General features: G+C 45.1%; 23 protein-coding genes. 7 read left to right on the top strand and 16 right to left on the bottom strand.

Annotated features, from left to right (window positions below):
* Window positions 1–68: 68 nt before the first annotated feature.
* The 5 genes from ACZ42W_RS02800 to ACZ42W_RS02780 form a co-directional block, all read right to left on the bottom strand.
* Window positions 69–1,589 carry a PucR family transcriptional regulator gene (locus ACZ42W_RS02800; protein WP_464168326.1) on the bottom strand — a complete coding sequence of 507 codons (1,521 nt, stop codon included), beginning with the start codon at window positions 1,587–1,589 and terminating at the stop codon, window positions 69–71.
* 33 nt (window positions 1,590–1,622) lie between these two features.
* Complete coding sequence (gene mutY, locus ACZ42W_RS02795; RefSeq protein WP_464168324.1) at window positions 1,623–2,906, bottom strand: A/G-specific adenine glycosylase; 1,284 nt, start codon at window positions 2,904–2,906, stop codon at window positions 1,623–1,625.
* Window positions 2,907–3,136: 230 nt separating this feature from the next.
* Window positions 3,137–4,048, bottom strand: a complete 912-nt coding sequence (locus ACZ42W_RS02790; RefSeq protein WP_464168322.1) for an ABC transporter permease — start codon at window positions 4,046–4,048, stop codon at window positions 3,137–3,139.
* Window positions 4,045–5,001 (bottom strand): ABC transporter permease, encoded by a 957-nt coding sequence (locus ACZ42W_RS02785; protein ID WP_464168321.1) that lies wholly within the window; start codon window positions 4,999–5,001, stop codon window positions 4,045–4,047. Before ACZ42W_RS02785 ends, ACZ42W_RS02790 begins: the two co-directional genes overlap by 4 nt.
* 65 nt (window positions 5,002–5,066) lie before the next feature.
* Complete coding sequence (locus tag ACZ42W_RS02780; protein ID WP_464168320.1) at window positions 5,067–6,629, bottom strand: ABC transporter substrate-binding protein; 1,563 nt, start codon at window positions 6,627–6,629, stop codon at window positions 5,067–5,069.
* A 204-nt stretch (window positions 6,630–6,833) separates the two neighbouring features.
* Between ACZ42W_RS02780 and ACZ42W_RS02775 the strand changes: the two genes are divergently transcribed.
* From ACZ42W_RS02775 to ACZ42W_RS02765, 3 genes are all read left to right on the top strand, one after another.
* Complete coding sequence (locus ACZ42W_RS02775) at window positions 6,834–7,838, top strand: ABC transporter ATP-binding protein (protein ID WP_464168318.1); 1,005 nt, start codon at window positions 6,834–6,836, stop codon at window positions 7,836–7,838.
* A complete protein-coding gene (locus ACZ42W_RS02770) occupies window positions 7,835–8,800 on the top strand; it encodes an ABC transporter ATP-binding protein (RefSeq protein ID WP_464168316.1) in 966 nt (321 codons plus the stop codon). The genes ACZ42W_RS02775 and ACZ42W_RS02770 overlap by 4 nt, the downstream gene beginning before the upstream one ends.
* 286 nt (window positions 8,801–9,086) lie before the next feature.
* Window positions 9,087–10,124 carry a M42 family metallopeptidase gene (locus ACZ42W_RS02765; RefSeq protein WP_464168315.1) on the top strand — a complete coding sequence of 346 codons (1,038 nt, stop codon included), beginning with the start codon at window positions 9,087–9,089 and terminating at the stop codon, window positions 10,122–10,124.
* Window positions 10,125–10,435: 311 nt separating this feature from the next.
* On the opposite strand, the gene ACZ42W_RS02760 is transcribed toward ACZ42W_RS02765, so the two are convergent.
* Window positions 10,436–10,576, bottom strand: a complete 141-nt coding sequence (locus tag ACZ42W_RS02760) for a hypothetical protein (protein WP_464168313.1) — start codon at window positions 10,574–10,576, stop codon at window positions 10,436–10,438.
* Window positions 10,577–10,835: 259 nt separating this feature from the next.
* Here ACZ42W_RS02760 and ACZ42W_RS02755 point away from each other — a divergent pair, with 259 nt between their 5' ends.
* Window positions 10,836–10,952, top strand: coding sequence for an aspartyl-phosphate phosphatase Spo0E family protein (locus tag ACZ42W_RS02755; protein WP_464170842.1), 117 nt, complete (start codon window positions 10,836–10,838; stop codon window positions 10,950–10,952).
* A gap of 107 nt (window positions 10,953–11,059) precedes the next feature.
* Here the strand turns inward: ACZ42W_RS02755 and ACZ42W_RS02750 are convergent, their stop codons facing one another.
* The 6 genes from ACZ42W_RS02750 to ACZ42W_RS02725 all read right to left on the bottom strand — a co-directional run bounded on the left by ACZ42W_RS02750 (window position 11,060) and on the right by ACZ42W_RS02725 (window position 17,111).
* Window positions 11,060–11,272: a DUF1657 domain-containing protein gene (locus ACZ42W_RS02750; protein WP_464168311.1), complete on the bottom strand. Its 213-nt coding sequence runs from the start codon at window positions 11,270–11,272 to the stop codon at window positions 11,060–11,062.
* A 180-nt stretch (window positions 11,273–11,452) separates the two neighbouring features.
* Window positions 11,453–11,644 carry a DUF3006 domain-containing protein gene (locus ACZ42W_RS02745; protein WP_464168309.1) on the bottom strand — a complete coding sequence of 64 codons (192 nt, stop codon included), beginning with the start codon at window positions 11,642–11,644 and terminating at the stop codon, window positions 11,453–11,455.
* Between the two features lie 160 nt (window positions 11,645–11,804).
* The gene (locus ACZ42W_RS02740) at window positions 11,805–13,577 is read right to left on the bottom strand and encodes a two-component system sensor histidine kinase NtrB (RefSeq protein ID WP_464168307.1); all 1,773 of its coding nucleotides are present in this window, start codon (window positions 13,575–13,577) and stop codon (window positions 11,805–11,807) included.
* Window positions 13,578–13,918: 341 nt separating this feature from the next.
* On the bottom strand, window positions 13,919–14,794 hold the full coding sequence (locus ACZ42W_RS02735) for a D-amino acid aminotransferase (protein ID WP_464168305.1): 876 nt from the start codon (window positions 14,792–14,794) through the stop codon (window positions 13,919–13,921).
* Window positions 14,795–14,878: 84 nt separating this feature from the next.
* On the bottom strand, window positions 14,879–15,124 hold the full coding sequence (locus tag ACZ42W_RS02730) for a hypothetical protein (RefSeq protein WP_464168303.1): 246 nt from the start codon (window positions 15,122–15,124) through the stop codon (window positions 14,879–14,881).
* 97 nt (window positions 15,125–15,221) lie between these two features.
* The gene (locus ACZ42W_RS02725; protein ID WP_464168301.1) at window positions 15,222–17,111 is read right to left on the bottom strand and encodes a cell wall-binding repeat-containing protein; all 1,890 of its coding nucleotides are present in this window, start codon (window positions 17,109–17,111) and stop codon (window positions 15,222–15,224) included.
* Window positions 17,112–17,263: 152 nt separating this feature from the next.
* Between ACZ42W_RS02725 and ACZ42W_RS02720 the strand changes: the two genes are divergently transcribed.
* Window positions 17,264–17,389: a hypothetical protein gene (locus tag ACZ42W_RS02720; RefSeq protein ID WP_464168300.1), complete on the top strand. Its 126-nt coding sequence runs from the start codon at window positions 17,264–17,266 to the stop codon at window positions 17,387–17,389.
* Window positions 17,390–17,442: 53 nt separating this feature from the next.
* Here ACZ42W_RS02720 and ACZ42W_RS02715 read toward each other — a convergent pair whose 3' ends face one another.
* The 3 genes from ACZ42W_RS02715 to ACZ42W_RS02705 form a co-directional block, all read right to left on the bottom strand.
* Window positions 17,443–17,868 carry a hypothetical protein gene (locus ACZ42W_RS02715; protein WP_464168298.1) on the bottom strand — a complete coding sequence of 142 codons (426 nt, stop codon included), beginning with the start codon at window positions 17,866–17,868 and terminating at the stop codon, window positions 17,443–17,445.
* 164 nt (window positions 17,869–18,032) lie between these two features.
* The gene (locus tag ACZ42W_RS02710) at window positions 18,033–18,203 is read right to left on the bottom strand and encodes a Spo0E family sporulation regulatory protein-aspartic acid phosphatase (protein ID WP_464168296.1); all 171 of its coding nucleotides are present in this window, start codon (window positions 18,201–18,203) and stop codon (window positions 18,033–18,035) included.
* 16 nt (window positions 18,204–18,219) lie between these two features.
* Complete coding sequence (locus ACZ42W_RS02705; protein ID WP_464168294.1) at window positions 18,220–18,408, bottom strand: ferredoxin; 189 nt, start codon at window positions 18,406–18,408, stop codon at window positions 18,220–18,222.
* A gap of 470 nt (window positions 18,409–18,878) precedes the next feature.
* On the opposite strand from ACZ42W_RS02705, the gene ACZ42W_RS02700 reads away from it, so the two are divergent.
* Entirely contained in the window at window positions 18,879–21,728 is a 2,850-nt protein-coding gene (locus ACZ42W_RS02700) for an EAL domain-containing protein (RefSeq protein WP_464168292.1), read from the top strand.
* 259 nt (window positions 21,729–21,987) lie between these two features.
* Here ACZ42W_RS02700 and ACZ42W_RS02695 read toward each other — a convergent pair whose 3' ends face one another.
* Window positions 21,988–22,287 carry a helix-turn-helix domain-containing protein gene (locus tag ACZ42W_RS02695; RefSeq protein ID WP_464168290.1) on the bottom strand — a complete coding sequence of 100 codons (300 nt, stop codon included), beginning with the start codon at window positions 22,285–22,287 and terminating at the stop codon, window positions 21,988–21,990.
* A gap of 254 nt (window positions 22,288–22,541) precedes the next feature.
* On the opposite strand from ACZ42W_RS02695, the gene ACZ42W_RS02690 reads away from it, so the two are divergent.
* Window positions 22,542–22,916 (top strand): helix-turn-helix domain-containing protein, encoded by a 375-nt coding sequence (locus ACZ42W_RS02690; protein ID WP_464168288.1) that lies wholly within the window; start codon window positions 22,542–22,544, stop codon window positions 22,914–22,916.
* Window positions 22,917–22,953: the final 37 nt, after the last annotated feature.

Raw genomic sequence — 22,953 nt, 5'->3', positions numbered from 1 at the left:
CGTCTTGATTTACAGAAAAGAAGAGGGTTATTTGTTCATCGTGGACAAATAACCCTCTTCTGTATACATCATACTTTGTTCATCAGATACCAAACCAGACAAAATAGATATTCAAAACGCTGTTTATCGGAGTCAAATTTAATATCCGCAATTTCCCGAATGCGTTCCAAGCGATACTTAACAGAATTACGGTGAATATATAAGAGTTCTGCTGTATTCTGAGTACTTCCACCCGCTTCAAGGTAGATAAAAAAAGTCTTTAAGAGCTCTGTTCCATGTTCTTGGTCATAGTCCAGTATACTTGCCAGTTTGCTTCTGAACAAAGAAGCGAGCCTCTCCTTGTCCGATATCTCCATTATGATATCATAGATCTCTACCTCCTCATAGCGAAGGCTCTGGGTGCTTACAAAAGTTCTTTGGCCGATGAACAAAGCCTTCTTAGCCTCTTGATAGCTTTTCGCAATCTCCCATAAAGGATAACTTTTCCCAATTCCTAGAATGAGCGTTTGTTGAGGGTGATTCCCTTGCTGAAGCCACGTTGCAAGACGCTCCTTCCAAGACCACGACCCCCCTTCCCCTCGCCGAGTCGGCAAGAACAAGATTCCTCTTCCACCTCGTACTTCGAGGTGAGGATGAGCCCCCTGCTTTTGACCCTCGGTCATAAATAGACTCACGAGTTCAGCACGTACCTTCTTGTTCAAGGAAATCTGAGCTTCCTCGGCAAATACTGCAACTTGCCACAATAGATTGGGATTAAGCCCTAGTTGTAGTCCTTTTTTCAGCGTGTTCGCTTTTGTCGGTGGAATATCAGAGAGCAACTCATCGATAAAATCCCCTTTTAACCTTTTTTCAGTCTCTTCGGCTGTTTTTCTCCGCATTAATTCAAGAGCAAAAACCAACCTTGCCTGATCGATACAAACCTGATCCATAGCACTTAAACCCTTCTTTTGAAGGAAGAATTTCCCTACAATCTCTTTGTCTACTACTATATTCCACTGCAGAGAATGCTCAAAATCGTGGTTGCTCCCACGAGGGGACACAACGATTGCTTCACCTACTGAGTCAACCACACGAACAGACGAATCTAACATCCCACAGACGGCATCAGCCACCGCTTGAATTCCCCTGTTCTCTAGAACCATCGCCGTAAGCTTCTTATAGATTCCTTCCGCTTGGCGTAAAAGAGCCGACTGCCGATTGAGAATCAATTCCATCACAGAATGTGTGATATCAATCGAGGGTGTTCCGACAGGTACGGCAATGACAGGAAGTTTCAACCTATCACTCGCCTCAATCATTTCCTCAGGTATTTGATGAATAAAGCGTTCCGGCTTAAAGACTAATGCTGCTGCACCCGCTGAGGCAAGGTCCTCCACCAACTTCGGTAACAGACTCGAATCCTCGCGAATCGAATAGGCAGTGGTCAGGAGAATCTCCCCCTGTCTTAACCACGGCTTAATTTCTGGAACTTCCATTATATCGATATAACGAACCAGTCGGTCCAGCCCATTCGCCCCACTTAAGACTCGAGAATCTTTTAAAATGGGAAGTTCTAAAACCTCTCTCACGTTAACGCCGGTCGAGTTCATCGAACCCCAACTCCTTAGTCGTTTTACTAATGATTATACATCAACCACCCAACCCGAATCCAATGACACTCTCCACACCTTCTGGAAAGCAACAGGCAAAGCGATTTTCTCCATATCCTTCGCATCTATCCAACGAAATTGGCCCGATGCTTCTGCACAAGCGTTCTCCCTAAAACACTCCACTCCCGTTAAATCGAGAACAATCCAGAAGACTCTCCAGCGTCGATGACTAAAGGTATGCACGAGCGGTCCAAACACTGGAACCTCCTGCTTGAACAACTCTTGTACTTCAGCATCATCGAAACGATTGGAAACTTGATTTTGATAAAGAGTAAACCACGGAAAACCCCTTTTTGTCTTCTCGCTAAATTCCTCACCCTGGCTCATATACTCCCCTTGAGTCAGATAGCTGGACACTTCCTCAGCTGCCAGCAAGGAATTCCCGACGTGTGCCAAGCTCTTCCCTTGAACCTTTTGAGTTTCGATCAATAGCTCCTCACCCGGAAACTCCCAGAGATCAGCCAAAAGCCCTTCAGAAGGGCGTTTCTTTAATAGAACCTTCCCATTACGAAGGAGAACAAGGGTCGGGCGAATTGCCTCAGAAATCTTTTCTTTACTCCGCTTCACAGGGAAAGACAGCGGTGTCCCCAACGCGAACCCTTGACACCCTTCTAACAGTGGGCATTCAGCGCATTTTGGAGACTTGGGAGTACACACCGTAGCTCCTAGCTCGATCATCGCCTGATTGAAATCCCCAGCATGTTCTACTGGCTGCCACCCCTTCAGGTATTCCAAAAAATAACGGCTCGTCTTCACCTTCTCGATAGCTTCTTCCCAAGCTAAAAAACGAGCGACCACCCGCTTCACGTTACCGTCAATGGCCGGGACGCACTCCCCGAAGGCGAAACTTGCAATCGCCCCAGCCGTATACTCCCCAACTCCAGGGACTTTTAAGAGGGACAGATAATCTTCTGGCACCCTTCCCTCTCCCTTTTCAAGGATAAAGCGAGCACCCTCCCACAGACGCCTCGCCCGAGAATAGTATCCAAGTCCGCGCCACAGCTCCAGTACCTCTTCCAGAGAAGCCTGGGCTAGAGAAGCAAGGTCCGGAAACCTTTCCAAGAAATTATAATAATACGGAATGACCGTTTTTACCTGAGTCTGCTGCAGCATCACCTCAGAAACCCAGATATGATACGGGTTACTCGTCCTACGCCAAGGCAAATCTCGCTTAAATTTCCAGTACCATTCTAGAAGCCTTTGTGGCCAACTATCAGTGCTAAGCTCTCGCTCATCAATTCGCTTCATCCAGTCCATTTCTCCTCCCGAGCAGGTCTCTCCTCATTATAAGGCATACCCCGAGACAGTGCTCTGGGTATTTTTGCAAAAGCCAATGAAGGCGAACAGCTGCATTCTCAGAAGCACAAAAAAATGTAGAGAATTTCCTCTGTTCAATTCCGAGAAGGGATACTTTTTCCCTTTCGGAACGACACAGGGGTCGTTCCCTACACTTACCATATGCAAATCTACAATTTTGCTACAGCCTTTTAGCTCTTCATCTTCGGATCAAGCATCTCACGAACGCCATCTCCGAAGAGATTAAAGCCAAGCACGACGATAAAAATTGCGAGTCCTGGCCAAATAGCCATCAGCGGTTGCACATTCAGGAATCCTTGAGAAATACTCAGCATGGAACCCCAGCTGGGTTGCTCCGGACTTGCTCCTATACCCAGATAAGAGAGTCCAGCTTCTGCTATGATTGCAGCAGCCATGGATAAAGTCATCTGAATAAGAATCGGCCCCATCGTATTAGGAAGGATATGCCCGAACATAATTCGTAGGTTACCCGCACCAATCGCTTTTGCAGCTTGGACGTACTCAAGGTTCTTTACCGTCATAACTTGTGCCCGAGTAATTCGGATGAAGGAAGGCAAGAAACCAATCCCAATCGCAATCATCGCGTTATAGAAGCCCCCACCAAGAGCAGAAGCCATCGCCAACGCTAAGATAAGCGAAGGAAACGCTTGAAAAGCATCGACAACCCGCATCACGACCCACTCATCCCAGAAGCCTCCGACATATCCAGTGATGAGTCCAATGGGCACCCCAATGACTACCGCAATCGCGACTGTAATTATGGCAGCCTGAATAGATAACCGCGCACCATAGACAATCCGTGAGAACGTATCCCGGCCGAGATCATCCGTTCCTAAGAGATGGGTACTACTCGGTTGCTCAAGCGTATGATTGTAATCTTGAGAATATACAGGGTCATAAGGAGCAATCCAAGGGGCGAAAAGTGCTGTGAGGATTAGAACTAAGACAATCAGCCCACCGAAGACAGCCAGCTTATTTTTCCTAAACCGCCGAAACATGACCCTCCATTGCCTTTCGCGTTTTGGAACGACTGAGGCATTAGAAGCAGTCACTTTCGTTGAAGTATTTGCTAGACTACTCATGCTCCTGCCCCCTTACCCACTTTGATACGCGGGTCGATCACGGTATAGAGGATATCCACAACCAGATTGACCACAACAACTAATAATGCTGAAACAAGAATTGCTCCTTGGACAGTCACAAAATCTCGGGTGTAGATCGAATCTACAATCAATTTACCATAACCAGGAATAGAGAAAATGCTTTCAGTAATAACAAGTCCTCCAAGGAGTCCTGCGATCATCAAACCGCTCGAAGTCAGAACAGGCACAAACGCATTCTTCAGAGCGTGGCTGAGAATGACGGTACGCTCCTTTAAGCCCTTTGAATAAGCAGTACGAACATAGTCTGCATCCATCACTTCAAGCAGACTACTTCTTACCATCCGCATGAGAATCGCGGCTTCACGTAACCCTGTCGCGACCATCGGCATAATCATGGCCTTCATATTCTCAGAAGGGTTATCCACGAACGGAACATACCCCGACGCGGGAAGCCACCCGAGCTTCACTGCGAAGAGGACGATGAACATCATTCCTAACCAGAAATGTGGGACAGACATCCCCCCCAAAGCAAAGGATGTACTAATATAGTCGACCCAGGTCCCCTGACGTGCAGCGGAAAAAATCCCTGCTGGAATCGCAATGATAAGCGCCACGAGAAACGTACCAAGGGTGAGCTCCAGAGTTGCAGGCAAGCGCTGCGCAATCAAGGCGGCCACTGGCGTGTGGTCGACTAAAGAGCGCCCCAGATTACCGTGGAGCACTCCACCTAACCAAGTAAGGTACTGAATGACAATCGGTTTATCGAGCCCTAACTCAGCACGCATCGCTGCAATGGCCTCAGGTGTAGCCTCTTGCCCCAGGATAACGGTCGCCGGATCTCCGGGTATAAGATGCATGAGGGAAAAAACCATTATTGTCACAAGGAGGATGACCGGAATCGCAAGCAATAAGCGCCTGAGTAAATATTTCATATCGAATGTGCTCCCTTAACTTGACTTGATGCAGTCGGAAGACCGACTGCATCAAGTCGTTTAAACTACTCCTTGGAGATTGTTGCAGTCCGAATTAAACCGTCTGAAACATAATTGAACCCTTGAACCTTCTTGGTCAGTCCTAAAACATTATTTTCAAAGTAGAAGTAGATATAGGGTAATTCATCATTGACGATTTTCATTGCATCGGTATAAATCGCTGTACGTTTCACAGGATCGAGTTCGATGCGAGCATCCTTCATAAGCTTGTCGACCTGAGGATTACTATAGCCGCCATAGTTCAAAGACGCCTTAGTGACTACATCATCATATATGTTTTGATCGGGATCAGGGCGTCCGCTCCACCCGAGAGCTACCGCTTCGAAGTTCCCCTTACTAGCCTGATCAAGCATGGCACCAAATTCGATCTTTTCAATGGTCATGTCGATACCCGCTTGCTTGAACATATTTTGTAGCATTTCAGCAATCCGTTGATTGTCCGGAGTGGTTCCCGTTTTGAACGTGAAGCTAAATCCATCCGGCTTACCGCCCTTAGCAAGAAGTTCTTTTGCTTTAGCGACATCCACTTTCGGAGCGACATCCGCTTTATTATGAGCGAAGTTTGCCGGCGGGAACGGTTGATGGGCCGGAGTAGCGGCACCGTTCTTAACGATCTTAATGATCGAGTCACGATCAATCAGGACATCTAATGCTTGACGGATATATTTGTTATCAAAAGGTGCTTTGTTTACATTCAGATAGAAACCAACATATCCTTGAGCAGGTTGATTAATGATAGTGTAGTTCGGGTCTTTACTAAAGTTTTCTATTTCCTTGGTCGGAAAACGCCAGTCGGTCATATCAATCTGGCCACTCTTCATGTTCATCGCAGATACATTAGCATCCGTAATAATCTTGTAGACGACTTGATCGAGATGAGGAAGCCCTTTTTGCCAATAGTTCGGGTTTTTCACGAGGGTAATCGTGGTTCCCTTTACACGCTCTTTAAACATAAACGGACCGGTACCAACGGGTTGGTTCATAAATTCTTGACTACCGGATTTTTTGACAGCTTCTGGGGAAACCATCATTCCAGCGCGGTCTGTCAAAACCGATAAGAACGGTGCATACGCTTGGGATAACTCAATCTTCACAGTGAGCGGATCAACGACAGTGACCGTTTTCACTGCACCAAGTTCGTTTTTACGAGGGGATGCAGCTTCCATGTTTCGGGCAAAGTTAAATTTAACCGCTTCAGCATTGAATTCTGTGCCATCATGGAATTTGACTCCTTCTTGGAGTTTGAAGGTGTAGATCTTACCATCATCGGATACGTTATATTCTTTAACGAGAACCGGCACTATTTTGCCATTTTTATCGAGATCGAAGAGTTTATCAAATAAGCTCTGGAACACATACCGATCATACACGGAACTTGAAAGGGAAGGGTCCAGCTTCGGGGCATCCGCACTCAGTGCGATATTTAATATACCCCCTTCTTTTGTAGCGGTCTTACCTCCTGTGGTTGCGGTGGTTGGGCTACTTCCTCCACTGCTTCCACAACCCGTTGTCACGAGCAGAAGTCCAACGAGTACCGCCGCCATAGTTGTTCTTATTTTCTTAAACATTTCTTTTCCTCCATTCACAACACACTAGTCCGCAAGTGTTACTCAACTGTCCGCTGACTGTTGTTGTTTCATATCCCTTGTTGTATAATAGGTTATCACCATTTTTTACAAGAATCAATAAGTTTTGGAACTTTTGGCAATTAAAAGTTTCATAAAAATTATAAATATAAAGTATTTTAACCCAGCAAAAAAAGAGGTGTTCATATGTCTAATTCTTCAAATTTACTTCAGGTTAACCGCCTGAAAACACAGTTCTTTTCAAATGGTCGAATTATCCCAGCAGTCGATGGAATAGATCTTTGTGTAAAACAAGGTGAGACTGTAGGAATTGTTGGGGAGTCGGGTTCGGGGAAAACCGTCACCTCTCTTACAGTGATGCGTCTCCTTCCTCGGACCGGTGTGAAAATTGCCGCAGGTGAGATCCTATTTAATGACAAAAACCTTCTCACTCTCACTGAAGAACAAATGCGCAGCATACGTGGAAACGAAATCGCCATGATCTTTCAGGAGCCGATGACCTCCCTGAATCCGGTCTATACAATCAATCAACAGCTGAGTGAGATGGTCATAATCCATCGGAAGTGCTCGAAGCAAGAAGCACGGGAACACTCTTTAAATATGCTCAAAAAAGTCAATATCCCACGTCCTGAGAAAATCCTGGATGAATACCCTCATCAACTCTCTGGCGGAATGCGTCAACGGGTCATGATCGCTATGGCCATGTCCTGCGACCCTGCCCTTCTCATCGCTGATGAGCCAACCACCGCTCTCGATGTGACGATTCAGGCGCAAATTCTAGATCTCATGCGTGAACTCCGTGAGATTCAAAAAACGTCTATTATGCTTATCACCCATGACCTCGGTGTCGTCGCTGAAATGTGTGACCGAGTCTACGTTATGTACGCAGGTCAAGTCGTCGAAGAAGCGGATATCTTCTCCCTCTTCGAAAACCCAGCTCACCCCTATACCCAAGGACTACTCAACTCCATGCCGAAGGCCAATCTTGATCTAGATCGACTGGAACCCATCCCTGGAAGCGTTCCACTCCCAGGCACGATCGAGCATGGCTGTCGCTTCGCTACGCGTTGCCAATATGTCGAGCAAAAATGTCTGGAAGAAGCACCACCTTTCGTAGAACTCCCGAACGGCCAAAAAAGCCGCTGCTGGAGAAATGCCCCATCGACTTTAAATGAGGTGAGTGCAAAATGAGTGCTTTACTAGAAGTAAAAAGTTTAAAAAAATACTTCCCGATTTCCTCTGGTGGGGTCATCAGTAAAACCGTTGGCTATGTCAAAGCCGTTGATGACGTCTCCTTTGAAATCCAGGAAGGAGAAACTCTCGGCCTTGTAGGAGAATCCGGCTGCGGTAAATCCACGACCGGACGCACCATCATCCGTCTTCTTGAACCCACAGGAGGCGAGGTTATCTTCAATAATAAGAAGCTTTCCGAACTTAAGGGAAATGAACTTCGTCAGATGCGTCAAGATCTCCAGATTGTCTTCCAGGATCCCTACGCCTCCCTTAATCCTCGTAAGACCATCGGAGCAACCCTCGAGGAACCCCTTCTTATCCAAGGCGTCCCGAAAGCTGCACGAAAAAAGCGAATGCTTACACTTTTGGAAATTGTCGGCCTAACCGAATACCATGCCGGTTCCTATCCCCACGAATTTTCCGGCGGACAACGCCAACGGGTCGGCATCGCTAGGGCACTCATTACAAATCCTAAGCTCGTCGTAGCAGACGAACCCGTCTCCGCACTCGACGTCTCGATCCAGTCCCAGATCCTCAACCTCATGAAGGATCTCCAAGAACAATTCAAGCTCACCTACCTCTTCATCTCCCACGACCTCTCCGTTGTCCGCCACGTCAGCGACCGCGTAGGAGTCATGTACCTAGGACGAATAGCAGAAATCGCCCCAAAAGCTGATCTATACAGCAACCCTCTCCATCCCTACACCCAAGCCCTCCTCTCAGCAGCACCAAACCTCAACCCCCGAGAAAGGCCAGATCGCATCATCCTTACCGGAGACATCCCCAGCCCCGCCAATCCACCCAGTGGCTGCGCCTTCCATACCCGCTGCCACCACTGCATGGATATCTGCAAAACTACCCGCCCAGCGGTCAAAGAAGTTTCCCCCGGCCATAAGGTCGCTTGCCACCTGGTGAAGTAAAATATCTCGAAAGAATCCTTTGAAATACTCGAAAGAATACCCAAGGATTCTGCTTTACAAAAGGGAACGCCTTTTAAGCGAGCAGGAAACCAAACTTCGTGAAAAGTACGCAGCGAAGACGGGTTGGAAACACGACGTTTCCAACCGGCCACGAGTCAGGAGACGATTTGGCCGGGGACCCGACGGAGCGAAGCACTTGAGCGACTAGTTTGGTCCGCACAGCTTACGTAGTGACCAATGTAAAGCAGAATCCTGGAGAATCTCCTAAGAAAGGACTTGAATTGCGTTGTCACTCTTTAACGAACTCGAAGAAATCATCTCCATCCCCGGCATCAGCGGCTACGAAGACCCCATCCGCACTTACCTCGCCGAAAAGGTCCAGGCCCTTGGCATCGCCCCACGAGTCGATGCCGTAGGAAACCTCATAGCTGAGATTGGTAGCGGCGAGAAAAATGTTGCCCTGATGGCTCACATGGATGAGCTCGGCCTCATCGTTTCATATGTCGAGCAAAACGGCTATGCCCGCTTCCGAAAAATTAATGGCATAGATGACCGAACACTCGCTGGGCGGGCCATGAATGCACTAACCGAAAACGGCGTGATTCCTGCCATCATTGGACTCAAACCACCCCATCTCATGACCGATAAATCCGAGCAAAGTAAAACGATCCCGAGTGAGAATCTTTATCTCGACTTTGGAACCCGCTCCCGCGAGGAGACCCAGGCTCTTGGAGTTGATATACTTACCCCGGTCGTTTTCCAAAAGCAATTCAACGTCCTCAATTACGATTACATCTCGGCCCGAGGACTTGATGACCGCTTTGGTTGCCTCGTCTTACTTAAAGTCCTTGAAGCCCTAAAAGAGGAAGCTCTCCCCTTCCGTATCACCTTCATCTGGACAGTAAAGGAAGAAATCGGACTCCATGGAGCCAAGGGAATCGCTGCTACGCTGAAGATTGATTATGCTATCGCAGTCGATGCCTATACTTGCGCTGATCTACCCGAAGTGCCCTTCCACTATGCCCCCGCTCGTTTAGGGGAAGGACCCGTCCTTCGCGTCGTAGATAACCTCGCGATGTCGGATACCTTCTTACGAAAGTTCTTCCAGGAAGTGTGTAAGAAGCACGGAATTCCACTTCAGGCCGCGATGACCGGGGGAGGAACAGACGGTTCTGCCCTTCAGCAGGCTGGAATCCCAATGCTTGCTGTCTCGGTTGCCTTACGCTATATGCACGCACCCGTAGAGATGATTCATCAGAAGGACTTCGAGCAGCTTGTAGAGATGCTTATCCTAGGCCTAAAAGAGTTTCCTAAGTTGTTTTAATATAAGAAACATTACCTTTATCCGTATGTGTGGGCATATGCATTGATAATGGAGACTACATCTATTTTTACAATTAGAAAAGATACAGGCGAAATTAAACGGCCTCAGTCCGATGGAATTTCGAACCAAGGCCGCTTTTAAATCGGTTTTATTTTTTTGCTGTCTACTTGACAGGGCGCAGTTCAGTTCGCTTGGCGAGACTCTTTTAATCAAAGTATTTTGGCCAAGCGGTAACCCTTTGTCACCTTCGTCCATATCCTATAGTAATTCATTAGATTTCCTTCTTATCCGGAGCCTAGGCTTCGGCTTTTTTATTGCATGTTGTGGCGCCTTGTAGCGCAGTTTCTGACTTCAACGATAGAGGGACGATATTCTTTATCCACTGATACCATGGGTTTAGACCACCACTCCCAGAAAATATCACTATCTGAATTAATTATATCCTTTAGCATAATCAAACCACCTACCTTGATTGTAAGATAACCATATAATTCCCCGAGACATGAAGATTGATCATGCCAGATATATCCAGACAGCTTGAGAATGATATCCTCACCAACAGCAGTACATTTTGTCATATAATAGACGTAATTCGACAAAACTTCTTATAGATTCGACGGTCAACCTTGAAGTACAATAGGATTCGTGAGTTACGATAGAAAGGAAGTTTGAGTTGCGGTGAACTGTCATTTACTCAACCCTATTGAAGAAATGCGTAAGGAGCTTAATCAATTAGGCAAATGCAAACCTCTTACGGATCCAGAGGTAATAAAACTAAGCCAGAAATTAGACAAGCTTTTGAATGAATATTATCTAGCAGCAAAGTGATTATAATGCTCTACCGAAAGGTAGGGCTTTTTATTGGGCGGTCTACTTAACCAATGTAAAACAGCCCTCATTTCTGTTGGGGCTGTTGTTATGCTCATTCGTTGTCTTTAGGTTGTTTGTTGCTGATTCAAATTATTATTTTGAATAACATAATTAAGACGTCCATTGAGCATTGAGACATGACGCTGTGCATCATCAGCAAGATCCTTAAACATTTCTTGAGCAGTTTGATCTTGAGTAGATAATGCAAATGTAGCGTAGGTACCTAGTGCTGATTGCGCCGCAGCTTTTGCTTTTTCTAAATCTTGTTGTACTGTCAAAGTATTCGCCTCCTGAGAGATATTAAAACCACAATATGTAGTATGGAAGAGTGAGTATTATTTTATAATGGTAATTAACTCCATATATTCTAGTAAATTAACAACATTATAAAGTTGTCCACGTGTAAGTAGTCCTTTGGAAGATGTAGAGAGCCCTCAGGTGGTACTGAGAGCTCTCTTTTATTCCAAAATAGATTGAGACCTGCATTCTCTAGCTTCGGTTTGTTCAACAGTTACCGAAATAGATAATGCATCTCCTACCCAAGTGTTTGCGGGTAGGATAAGGCGCGGAAGTTTAAAGGTCTGGCAGTTACTCGCCCTGATGACTACCCATTCACACCTTTTCCCTTCAAAGTGATCGATGATATACAAGTGATATTCTCCTTTCTTCAATAATCTCGTCAAGTAATCTTTATCTATTTCAGCATTTCTTAGATTTTTTCCTTCTTAGATAATCTAAATTCTTACGACATAAAGCAGAAGGAGCATCGCTACTACTTTAAAAAATAGTTTGCAACGCTCCCAGTTCTTCTTAACGCCTTATCAGAAATCTCACACGGAAGGTTGCTCCACCTTTCCCACTTTCCACTTCGATTCGCGCATCGTGACGAGCAGCGATTCCGTAACATATCGCAAGCCCAAGCCCGGTTCCCTCATTCTTAGTCGTCAAAAAGGGAGTGCCCAGCCGCTCGATTAACTCTGGACTAATGCCTGGACCTTGATCTCGAACCTCAAGAATGACCTCATTCTCCTTAGTATAGGTCCGAATTGTCAATGTGCCCCCTTCTTCCATTGCCTCAAGCCCATTACGAGACAGATTGAGAATGACCTGCCTCGTCTCCTTGTCATCAAGCAATAAATCCGGCAACTCCTCCATCTCAATTTGAAAACGCTTATTACTTGATACAGCACTCGCTTCGAGGAGGGGGGACATCGACTTTATGATTTCATTCAGGTTTTGACTTCTTCGCTCGGTTATCTTCGTTCGGCTAATGGATAGAAACTCCGTAAGAATCGAGTTCGCTCGATCTAGTTCAGCAATCATCAAGTCGTAGTACGACCTATTACCCGCATTTCCTTCCTTATCATAGAGCAGTTGCAGAAAGCCACGTACCGTTGTCATCGGGTTTCTAACCTCATGGCTGATACCTGCCGCCATCTCCCCAATCAGGTTCAGTCGCTCAAGGCGGGAAAGTTCCCGCTCCATTTGTTTGCTTGCGCCTATATCTCGCAAGATGGTTGAAATTCCAATGACGTTTCCCAGGTTATCTTTGATCGGAGACACGGTGAGTGAAACTTCTATAATTCGGCCATTCTTATGACGTCGTTCAGTTTCTAGGTGCGAAACTTTTTCACCCCTTAAAACTTTTGCGAATATTTCTGGTAGTTCATCATATCGATCCTCGTGGAAAATCATACTGATAGACTTCCCTACGATCTCCTCCTGCGTATACCCATACACCTGTTCCGCCGCCTGATTCCAGTACAGAACCGTCCCATCAGGAGCCATTCCGATGATACCATCATCCGTGGATTCCACGATTGAGGCCAACTGTGATACTTTTTCCTGATTGGAGTTTCTCTCTACTTCCTCTCGGGCCATAGCCTCTTGGAGCATCATAGTTTGGTGCTTGACCATCTCCTCTAGAAACTTCTGATGCTGAAAATCCCTGTGGTGAAGCCGATAAAGAGTTACAGCAAAAAACCAGGCCACCAAAGCAAGGATGGCCCCGTTGCCAGAGTGCCCCCTTACAAGTTCATAGTCTATCTGAAACCCCCGTAGACACCCCCAGAAGAGCGCATAGGAAATGAGATAGATTACAAGACTGACCCGAGGATTAAGATAGATTAGGGCAGAGATGCAGAACGATGCAAGAATATATACGGTAATCTGCTGATGGAGCAACTGATCGACTCCAGAGGTATACGCCCCAATACTCAAAACAGATAAGGAGGTAACCACAGTAAACCAAGCTTGCCAACGTTCCTTTTGTTCACTTGGGGAAGTACTCAAAAAAATTGATACTTGGATGAGAAGGCACATGACAACTCCCAGAGCCACATGTGACTGAAATAAAAGCTTGTATCCTTGATTAAGAGTCCAGAAGTCTTTTCGGTAGTTCAAATAATCACTAAACAAGAGAAATAAATTCGTCAGAAAGAGTAGAATAGCTAAATTTCGTGCCCGCTGGAAATTTAGCACAGCAAGGTGACTTTTAAATTCGCTCTTAAGGCCTTCGGCTAGGGATGATGATTTAAAAAGATCTAGCTGTTCCTGCTCAAATATCGATTCCTTCAAAGTCATACGTGATCTCCTTATACTTTAAGCGCTAGAAATCTGCCCTTAACCTTTCACAGTATTCCGAGATTACATTTCCACTATGCTTTTATGCTTCCTTACTCAAGGTTCTCACTATAAATTCCTTTCTCATTCTTCTAAAGTCAATGTCATAAGACCAAACTTTGTCATTATTCTCCAAATTATTAGGCAATTCCTCCTTTATATTTAAAAATTAACATATAAATTAAAATATACTTATTCGGATATTCAATATTAGAACTACCTAAAGAGGTAAATAAGCCACTTTAGACACTCTTTCGCTAGGTGTCTAAAGCGGCTTATTGAGGAATTTCTCGATAATCTAATTAAGAGAGTCGTTTGGCGAAGCCCTCCATAAATACCTCATATAATTTCTGAGCAATCGGGCCAGTTTTCCCCTTGCCAACGGGGATCCCATCTAATTCTCGAACCCCTAACACCTCGGCTCCAGTACTCGTCACCATGATTTCTTCAGCCCGACGTAACTCCTCTAAAGTTAAATCCCTTTCTATGACAAGTATCCCTGCTTCACGTGCCGTCTCGATCATAATAGCTCGAGTCACGCCAGGTAGAATGCTCCCATTCGTCGGTGGTGTCACGACTTGCCCATCAACGACAGCCACGACATTACTACTTGCAGCTTCGGTAACGAGTCCACCGCCAGGCTCCTCCCCACGAATAAAAATCGCTTCATAAGCCCCTTGCTCCTCAGCAGTTTGTTTCGCAAGTACATTAGGGAGTAGATTCAAGGTTTTGATATGGGGATGGGCCCAACGCTCATCTGCTACAGTGACGCAGGTTACGCCAACTTTTCGGACCTCCTCCGCAACAGACGACATCGGGGAAACAAAAAGAGTCACCATGGGCTCTGCCTTCGGAAGAAATGCATGCATTCTTGGCCCCACTCCCCGAGTCACCTGTAAATAAACCATCGCATCCGGAATTTCCGCCTTCTCCACACACTCCCGAATAATCGCAGAAAACTCCGCCTTCGTCTTTGGTGCTGGAATCCGAATCTCCTTCATACTCCGCTCAAAACGCTCCAGGTGCTCCTCTAAAGCGAAGAACTTCCCCCCTGTTACCTTGATTGCTTCATATACGCCATCACCAAAAAAGTACCCTCGATCCAAAAAAGGAACTTGAGCATCCTCTAAACTCGTAATTTTCCCATTGACCCATGCAATTCCCCTTAAGTCTGCCATAAAAACATCCCTCCCTCAACATACTTCAAGTTACCCTTATTATATAACAGTATACTCGATCTTCAAATACCCAATACAGCTGCCCTATGAAAGACCTGCAACGTAGCTTTTCGCGTAGAACGAAAGCCGTGGTAGGCTTTCGGCCTTAGCTGAACGACTTCTAGCGGAGGGGCGTAAAATCGAACGAAGCTTTCGAGGGCGAATCCCGTCATAGGGTTTCGGCCTTAGCAGCGGCGCCACAGGTTCACATGCAGTAAGCAGAAGGGTTTGGCAACGAAAGTGTCCAGTGGACATTTTCGCCCGAGGCGGCATTCCACAAATGATACTCATCCGCTGAAGGTGCTCCCTCGGAAGCGGGTGAGGCCTTCGTCCGAATGCTCCGCCGCATTCGAGCCCCGAAGCTAATGAGTGAAGTCTACGCAAAAAGCTACTCTAATTCAAAATCCTCCCTCGACAAATTATTATAAATCGGGCGAAGCGGACTATAATCCAGCGTCGCATTCCCAGAAAGATAAAGTGTACTCAAGCGAGTCAAACCCTTCAGAGGTATAAAATCCGAGATTAGATTCCCACTCACATCGAGAAACGTCAGATTGATGAGTCCTTTTAAAGAGGTGACCTGCTCCAGCTGATTGTCCTCGAGGTTTAAATACTTCAGATTCGTAAGCTTCTGCAGCGGAGCTAAGTCAGCACCAGTTAAGGCATTGTTTTGTAAATCGAGATGCTCTAGGTTTGTAAAGCTTGCCAATCCCGTGAGATCAGAGATTCCATACCCCTCCGCATCCAAAGAAGTAATCCTCAAGACATCTCGTTTATAGATGGGTTGGCTATAGTTATTCCTATCGATCTCCTCCCGTACAGCGTATTCTAACGCCGAATCCGTGAAGGTTATCGCGCTATCCTCCGAGACCTTAAGGCTCAGTGTAGCTTTTAAAGTAGACCCCTCAACAACCCCTTGGAAGGAATAGCTTCCGACTTTATTCATCGTGACAATATTCGAGCTCCAGGTCACAGGATATTGTTCCACCGAGTTATCACTCATCGTCACAGGGATAGAGTCTGGAAGATAATAAGAATCCCCTTGCACGATTTCTGCAGTTAAAGTTGCCACCTTGCTGGGAATTGGATCCACAATCAAGGTCAAGTAGACGGAATTTCCATATCCCTTGACCGTCCCCTCATACTGGTAGGTCCCAGCTCGAAGTGTCGAGACATAAGAAAGTCCCCAGATCACTGGCACTTCTTCCCATACCCCTGTGCTCACCTTCATCGTCACAGTCTTTGGAAGCTCATACTTTTGTTTTTCCTGTATCCTCACTGAGATATTTTTATAGGAAGAAAACTGGGCGGGGTACGTGGTTAGAGTGTATTCAGTGTCACGGCTAATAGCTCCTGTTCCCCCTAGCACTTTAAACTGACTAATCACATGATTCGAGATAAAGCTTCTAATAGGGTAGGGTATCGTATTCCCATTCAGAATGAACAAGGGATTTTTCCCCTTCTGAGCTAAGGCAGACGCCGCTAAAGCATCTGGGAAATCCGTCCCCGTAGCGACATAAGAAGTATCAAAATCAAGAGCGTCCGCAAAACGAGTGACCAAGCTAATATTCCGTTCATAAGCATCACTACCCGTTATCCACTCGCGGGTTGGAAACTTTTGAAGAACCTGCTCACTGAATTCCGTTCCTTCCCCAATGAAGATAGCTTTAGACAGTTTGCTTTTACTTAAGACACTCTTTTGGTTCGCAGTCAGATCCTCCGTCGGTACAAGTAGGATCGGCATCCCTTGGGCAGCGGCTATCGGGGCAGTGCTTAAAGCATCCTGAAAGGTCTCTCCCCCCAGCACGAAAACCCCTTGCCCCATGCCGACCTCCTGGGCAACTGCTAAAGCTGTATCATAACGATTTTCACCCGCTAGGCGCGTCGTGGTTATCCCCATGAGGTTCAATTGCTTGACCACATCGGTAGAGATGACCCCCTCTCCACCAACGAGCACAACCTTTTTCACTTTCAGACGCTTTAACTCAGAGGCCGTTTCTGTCTGGAGACGCTGAGCTCCGGTCAGAAGAATCGGAGCACTATATTTCTTAGCGAGCGGTGCAGCACTTAGAGCATCCGGAAAATCTTCCCCATTCGTTAAAATGACTGTATCAACACCCTCCGACCACCCCTGTCTGCTCACATCGATCGCCGTTAGATAACGATCATTTCCCATAAGGCGAGAACTCGTAGCAGAAGCCAGTGCATTAGGGGCTTGGGTTAAAAGTAAAGTGCATAGGAAACTAAGTATCATGATATATTTCCAAGAACGTCTCAAGTGGTCCCCTCCTCCAAGCAATTTATTTATTAATTTCTAGAAAAATCGTGACATTCCTCCCTCAATCCAGAATTATCCTGCGTATACCTTTTTATAGGACATGCTGCACTACGGAACACTCTGTGGAATTTATCAAGATAGGAGGGCTAATAATGATTTCTTATGACTTCTTCACAACGGCAGTATTTTTCTCACTGCTTGGGTATGCCCTGTGCTATCTAGCTTTAGCTGACCAGCGTATGAAGCGCAAGTGCAAAAAGAATGATAATCCATTTTAATCTATAATCCCAAATCACCCCCTAGAGCTTAGTTCTAGGGGGTGATTCATTCTTTACTTATCCATTCTACTGGAAGGAAATCTATGGGTAAGCAAGGAATAGGAAATATTTCGACCATAGATCGAAATTTCATCCATTATGCCTTGCTGTCGTAAATCATCCACAATTTCATCTGCCAGCACACGTCCATCTTGGTCAGGAAATATCAAGGTTTTAATCATAATCTGATCCTCTTGAGTCTCGATCGTCTCGATAAGGGGATACCAACGAACCTTTTGAAAATGCTCTTCCACATACGGTTTTACTTGATCTCCAGCTATCCTCTGGTTTGGAGTCAGCGATGCCTCAATCGGAGCATGGAACAAATCATTAAAAAACAGGAGACCTAGAGAAGAAAGGATGAGGAACAAAAATCCTAGTCGTAATATTACAGCAACTGAAACATGATGCTTAATAGGAGGAGATTCTACACCTAACACGCACGTAAGCTCCTTATCTTTTTGATTGTGGATTAACCCCGTTAGTTTCCACTACTTTTCTAATACGTCACCTCATGATGTTTTAATTGGGTAGAATCTCGTACAGGGTAAAAAAAGAAAGAACCCAAGAGACAAGCTCTAAGGTTCTACTATTTCTACATTCCTCATCCGACTTTTCGAAGGCCATAATAGTCGTTTGACTGATAATACTCATTAAGTAAGCGGTCTAACTCTTGGCTCATCTGAACCACTTCGGGATCCACAAGGTCCTTCCCCTTAGACAGACCATACAACCGATAACGCAGCTCTTCAATTTGTTCCATTAATTTTTTCATATCACTCTACTACTTTCTATTCGATGGTAATCGCTTCAACGGGGCAACCATCTGCTGCTTCTTGTGCAGATTCTTCATCCCCTGCTGGAACGGGATTCGCAATCACAATAGCTAGACCCTCGTCATCCATGTCGAAAACACTTGGGCACACTGCAGCGCAGGCTCCACAACCGATACATTTCGCTCTGTCAACTTTTGCGATCATATCAAATCACTCCTTTAAAACTCTTTATACTTATCCTACCAGACAGGTAGCGCAGAAAGCTTGATTCGCTTCACACATTGAGTATGATTTACATCACACTTTTGGCACCTTTTTTGTAGTAACCGACCGAAGATTATTTTAATCGATAGTCTTAAATTAGTCTATCAAAAACAATGTCGAATTTTGCTAATCATGAAGGAAGAGACTTTAGTCCTAAATTGGATTTAGATTAAAAGAAATAACTAAAAGTAATTTAACATTGCTCGACTCATCTTTTAAAGCGAATTACACTTAAAACCTTTCAACAAAATAGGACCTTGGTCCTATGTAAATTAGGTCAATTTAGCAGGAATCCTAGGGAATATTGTAGAACATCTATGTTTATTACAAAGTAATATTAGTGTTTAAGTTGCTGTAATTGTATTCTATTTCACATAGAACAATAACTCTTTTTGAAAGGTGGGAAATCTATGGATTGGCGAAAGTTCAAAGAAAATACTCCTCTACTTGGCGCACTTCTCTATGCCTTTTTTGGAGGATTATGGATTCTCTTCTCTGACCGTTTACTTGAAATCCTAGAGCTTGAATCCTCTCTGGACTCTTGGCTTCAGACCGTTAAGGGTTGGGCCTTTGTGGGGGTTACATCTCTTTTATTTTATGGGCTAATGCACTTTGCTTTGCGTTCCCTCAAACAATCCGAACAGGCTCTTTGCCGCAGTTATTCCGATCTAGAGGCGACCCACGAAGAACTCGTCGCTACAGAGGAAGAACTTAAGCAACAATTCGATGAAATCCAAGAGCGTGAGGCCTATTACCGAGGCATCTATGAAGAGATTTCTAGCGGGATCTTAGTCCACGATCACTCAGGGCAGCTCATTCATTCCAATGATTCTTCGATCCGCCTCTTAAGGCTTGACCGTCAACTTCCCCAATACCGAATAGACGACCGAACTTTATATTACACAGAGCTTATCCCCTACCTAGCCCTCGAACAGTCTCTGAATCGGTCCCTTCTCATCGAAGTCATCAGTGAAAAAGAGCAAACGGCTTGGCTACTTGCCCATTCCAATACCATCATTAATGGAAGAACGAAGCAGATAGAAATCATCACAACCCTAGTCGATCGAACTGAAGACAAAAAAATTGAAATTGCTTCTTCTATTCTTAATGAAATGGATCAAGCAGTTCTCATGGAAACTCCTCTGGCTCAAATCGAACAGAGACTGTGTCAACGACTGGCTGCTCAATCTGATTTTGGCCTTGTTTGGGTCGGACGAAAGGAAGAGGACGGCTCAGTATCCACGAGCTCTCAGGCTGGAATCAAAGGGTTAGAACTCTTGAACATCCGCTGGGATGACTCAGAATTCGCACAAGGAGCTATCGGACGTGCCATAAGCCTTGGCGTTCCTCAGACCTTCACCATTGAGGGCAATTCCTTTTTTGCACCCTGGTCCGACTACTTTCACGTCCATCAGATTCATTCGGTAGCTTCCTTCCCTCTCATCCATGAGGGAGACATCTTTGGTGCTTTTGCCCTCTACTCCTATACTTCAGATTTATTCAGCCCCAAACTTATGGCTTTTTTCGAGCACTTTGCGACTCAGCTCGCCTTGCTTTTTAGCCAGGCTATAGATAGAGAAAAACTCAAAGTAAACGAAGCTCGCTACCGCGAAATTCTTGAACATATGAGTAATGCAGTTGCCGTATATGATGTAATCGATGAGGGCGAGGACTTTATCTTTAAGGAATTTAATTCCGCTGCTGAACGGACAGAGCAGTGTCTTCGGGAAGATGTTCTTGGAAAATCCCTTTACACTGTCTTTCCTTACGCCGAGTCTTTGGGCCTAGTAAAAGCCTTGAAAAACGTATGGCAAACTGGAAATTCCGAACAATTCTCTGCCTATTATGAGGAGAACAACATTAAGTTTTGGCGAGAAAATTATATCTACAAGCTTCCGACTGGAGAGTTAGTCTCCATCTTCAAGGATATCACCGATATGAAGCGGATCGAAGAGAAAATATGGCACCAGGCCCATCATGATACCCTAACCGATTTGCCGAACCGGTTACTCTTCAATGAACACTTGACTCTCGCCCTTGCTCACGCGAAACGCAAAAGAAGAAAATGCGCCATTATCTTCTTGGATTTGGACCGTTTCAAGCTTATCAATGATACCTTAGGCCATAGTAATGGGGATTTATTACTTCAATTAGTCGCTCAGCGTCTGCGGAAAGGGCTCTATGAGGGAGACACCATCGGGCGTCTAGGAGGAGATGAATTTCTGATCCTTCTCCCTGAGTTAGATCACGAAAAGGACGCCGCCACCGTTGCAGTGAAGATTCTCAACCTCTTTACTGAGCCTTTTTACCTCGATAATCATGAGGTGTTCGTTAGCTCAAGCCTTGGAATCAGCCTCTATCCTACCGACGGAGAAAACATTGAGACCCTCCTCAAACATGCTGATACCGCCATGTATCATGCCAAAGAGCAAGGACGCAATAATTATCAGTTCTTTACCCAAGAACTGAATGAGAAAACTCATGAACGTCTAACCATCGAAAACGATCTGCGTAAAGGATTGGAACGCAAGGAATTTGTTCTTCATTATCAGCCTTTAGTGAATCTCGTCAGTGGAGAGCTTGTCGGAGTCGAAGCACTAATACGCTGGCAATCCCCCCAGAGAGGGCTCGTATCTCCAGGAATTTTCATCCCCATCGCAGAGGAAACCGGCCTGATTGTTCCGATAGGAGAAAGAGTACTTCGAGAGGCCTGCCTTCAAAACCTTACTTGGCAACAAAAAGGCTTCCCACCCCATCGCATCGCCGTGAATATTTCCGCTCGTCAATTCCGCGAACCAGATTTTGTAGAAACCATCGCGCGGACGTTAGATGAGACCGGGATGGATCCACAATGGCTTGAACTAGAGATCACGGAAAGCATTGCCATGGAACGAGGAGAAACCACAATCCAGCAGTTAAAACAGCTCAGAGAACTCGGAATCCAAATCGCGATCGATGACTTTGGCACTGGATTTTCTTCGTTAAACTCTCTTCGACGACTCCCCCTCACTTCCCTAAAGATCGATCAGAGCTTTATCCGGGAGATAGGGAACGACTATAACGGAGAGGCCGTATTGCGTACAATTATTCGGCTAGCCAAAGATCTTCAGCTCAGAATCATCGCCGAAGGAGTCGAAGAACAAGAACAACTCGATTTCCTGAAAAGGGAAAGCTGTGATGAAATGCAGGGCTATCTCTTTAGTAGGCCATTACCTAGCAAAGAGATGGAGGAACGGTTCCTTTATCGATTGCATTCTTAATCAATCACGACAAATTGAAACATCAATATTACCATAATCCCAATTAGAACATCCATAGACGTTTCTAATTGGGATTATGTATTTTTAAAGCTTTCAATAATAGAGGCTGAAGCTTTCATGTCTTCAGCCTCTATATCTGTAGTATCAATTGACCTTGCCTTATAACGCGAGAGATCAAACCCACATTTAGGGCAAATCCATTGACCTATTGTCATCGCGGAATAAGAGAAATTCTCGCATTCAGGGCACAATTTTTTAATCAGTACGATCCCTCCTGTTCAAGAATTTTCACATCCATCTGTTCATATCTATCTAGCCGATTTGGAATTGTAGTTTTATTCGCGCTAATATTATATTCTCCAATTGCTTCTCGAAACAGATCTTCCACCGGAATCTGTAATTCTCGAGCCAGTCTAAGCCAGGTATTCGGAGTTCCTTTACGCACCCCCTTTTCTAATTGAACTAGATAACTGTACTTATAACCTGTCTTCTGAGCTAGTTGCTTTAGTGTGACTCCTTTTGTTAATCGCAACTCCCTTAAACTGTTCTTACTATTCACTCTTGCCCTCCTGCTTCCCTTAAAAAGTTTCCTTGGCAAGTACTAGCAAATTCTTTTATTATTGGAATTTGTCCAGCTTATGATGTTTAATCCTGTAAACATTATATCCTGATTGTTTAATTTTGTAAACAATTAGAGGAATAATGATTTGCTCCAAGAATGCATCCTATGTCTGTTCTATCCCTTTCCGGTAATAATAGTCGTAGTGTTTTTCAATGAAGTAATTGTCTTTCAAAGCATAGGGAGGGGAATCTGTGTTAGAATTAGGAAAAAAGATAAAAGAATTAAGAAAAAAGAGAAATTACAGCGCCAGAGAACTTTCCGAACGTTCGGGTGTCGCTCGCAGTCTAATCAGTCAGCTTGAAACCGGTAAACGTCAATCAACGAGTATGGATACCGTCTATCGATTAGCTAAAGCCCTCGATGTCCCTATATCTTCTATCTTTACCGAGGAATCTAGCGCGAGTCTCCCGACATCTTATAAGCAAGCCAATGATTTTTCTCATTTAGTCATTAATGAGGAAAGCCTACCTTATCTGCCTACTCTTCAAAAAGCCCAAAAGGCAGGCCTTACACCCGATCTTTTGAATGAGCTAATCGATTTGATTCTTCGTATGCGCTTGAACTAAGTCTCCTCTCCTAGACACAACAATAAAATGCCCTCTC

This window comes from Desulfitobacterium elongatum (assembly GCF_055378975.1).
The sequence above is the reverse complement of the archived record's forward strand: the minus strand, read 5'-3'. Positions and strand labels throughout refer to the sequence as shown.